The organism is Shewanella sp. SG44-6, assembly GCF_014164185.1.
In the GTDB taxonomy this organism is placed as follows: domain Bacteria; phylum Pseudomonadota; class Gammaproteobacteria; order Enterobacterales; family Shewanellaceae; genus Shewanella; species Shewanella vesiculosa.
In genome coordinates, this window is the sequence record NZ_JACJER010000244.1 from 1 (window position 1) to 2,228 (window position 2,228).

3 protein-coding genes are annotated in these 2,228 nt (G+C 39.3%); all 3 read right to left on the reverse strand.

What is annotated here, in order from left to right; genetic code table 11:
- Positions 1-177 precede the first annotated feature (177 nt).
- The 3 genes from H5185_RS21760 to H5185_RS21775 all read right to left on the reverse strand — a co-directional run bounded on the left by H5185_RS21760 (position 178) and on the right by H5185_RS21775 (position 1,952).
- Positions 178-978, reverse strand: coding sequence for a class III extradiol ring-cleavage dioxygenase (locus tag H5185_RS21760; protein ID WP_086994183.1), 801 nt, complete (start codon positions 976-978; stop codon positions 178-180).
- Between the two features lie 143 nt (positions 979-1,121).
- On the reverse strand, positions 1,122-1,430 hold the full coding sequence (locus H5185_RS21770; protein ID WP_017428770.1) for a hypothetical protein: 309 nt from the start codon (positions 1,428-1,430) through the stop codon (positions 1,122-1,124).
- A 141-nt stretch (positions 1,431-1,571) separates the two neighbouring features.
- The gene (locus H5185_RS21775) at positions 1,572-1,952 is read right to left on the reverse strand and encodes a hypothetical protein (protein ID WP_182699086.1); all 381 of its coding nucleotides are present in this window, start codon (positions 1,950-1,952) and stop codon (positions 1,572-1,574) included.
- Positions 1,953-2,228 lie beyond the last annotated feature (276 nt).

Below are 2,228 nucleotides of genomic sequence, written 5' to 3' on the forward strand. Positions count from 1 at the left end.
GTGAATAATATCTATTAGATCACAGGCATCGACACCCTACAAGCTCAAAAAACAACCAAGTTGCTTTATTTATGAAAAAGACGTTGAAACGTCATTTTTGGAGAAATTCTACAGCCTCAACGCCCGGGTAATAGGCGAGAGCTTGCGAGCGTCCTAATTGACGCGTTTGTTAGCATTTTATGACCAGATGTACATGCTCGATTTTTTATTTAGAATCTTTAGCTCAAACGACTTAGTGCAAACACTATTAGCTATTCCATAGCAAACGTGCAACGGCAATAAATGCTCTTCTCTTGGGTGACAGTAACGAGCACCGGGGGCTTTTTCCCATTGGATAAATCTTTGTTCTCTTTCTTCTTCAGTAATACTACTGTTAGTGCAAGTCTCTAGCAGCCACGCTTCAAAAGATTCATTTAAAGTTTTTGATTCACTGGTTTCAGATGAAAAAAATGCTTTCATATTATGAAAGGAGAAACCAGAACCAATTATAAGTAAATTTTCATACTCCAAGTCTTGGATTGCTCGCCCTATCCCGACATGAGCTGCTGGACTGAGATTATCGACAAGAGAGAGCTGAATGCACGGAATATCTGCCTCCGGGTACATGATTTTCAGAGGAATAAATAGACCGTGGTCAAAACCGCGCTGCTCATCAAGTTTTGCGGAAATACCTGAATGCTCCAGCCGCTTATAGGTCTGCTCCGCCAGTGATGGCTCTCCCTGACAAGGATAGGTAATACTATAAGACTTTTCTGGAAATCCATAGTAATCGTAAATAAGGGAAGGGTTGGCCCCCGAAGTAATAGTTGGGATTTTTTCTTCCCAGTGCGCACTTACCACTAAAATGGCTGATGGCTTACGCAAAATAGATGAGATTTTTTGCAAGCAATCAATCATTTCTTTATGCCCAACATCACCTAGAAGTGGCATCGGCCCGCCGCCATGAGACAAAAATAATATTTGAGGTTTAGTGTTCATCACGATCCTCTTAATAGGAGAATGCTAACGCTGCGTTAAGGGGTGAATGCCGCCTAAACCAAGTTTCCGCACACCACTTTCACCACCAAAACTCACTGCAAACCAAAAATGCCACGCGGCATGAATCCCTCTTAAACGCTTTGTTAGCTGGTAATTTCACTGAAAATTTCGACCCACTGTTTCGGATTAGCCGTGATAAAAACAAACGTTGAATCATTTGATAAAGTGATTCGAATTGCCTCAGTTGTGATCGGAATGATTCCACCACCCTTACCCACATCTTGAATCACTGACTTTATTTCATCACGCTTGATATGGTAGGGACCGAGGCCAAGCTGCTCGTTAAATGGGACAAAAACAACCTCTGTATCCGTCAACGACAGCTTACCGTCCGCCTTTGCCACACCTATTTGTACCGTTGCAAATGATGACTTTATCGGTTCTTTAAACATAGACAATCCTTTTTCTGATGAATATTCCACTTACCAGCTAACGCCGCAAATAAACGGCAAAAATTAGTTGGCTATAATTTGTGAGGTACGAACAAAGCCAACTGATTTTTGTCCGCCCTTTTAATTTGCTTTGTTATACGACTATTTGACGTGGCCATCTTCTTGCTCTTGCTCCCAAAAGACATCTGTCAAATCTTGTTCTAATGAAACTCCACCTTGACTGGTTTCTGCATTCAGTTTGAACTCATTAACACCAAGTTCATTCTTTGCTTCATAACAAAAAGATGAGTTATCTATTAGCGCCAATAAGCTTGCTAAAGAATTCTGCGAAGAAAATCGCATTAAAGACCGAATAAAACCTTTTTGTTGATCATCACAGCTGCGCCAAAATTTTACTAACTCAGCAAACTCTTTGTCATCGACGGTATGTACATCAACACTGGAAAAACTATCACAATATTCATTTACCAAACCATCGAGCATTTCACTACGAATCAACTTGATTAATTTTTGCTGAAGCATGATGTATCCATAAGTCGTATAACAGCTTATTGATTAGCAGCAGGATAACCTCCTGCTTTCTTGTAAGTTTCTTCGTCAAAATATCACTTGTAAGTGTTTGTTGTAAAGATATTATTTAACAAAAAATACAGGTTAAATATGACAATTTAGAAGATAAAAAAGATGCATAGGTGTTTACGAGGTCTGCATAGCACTTTTATATATATTACAAACTATTGATAATAATGAGTTAATGTTTAACAGTTAGTATTATCGATGCGCCAATCCAACGATTTA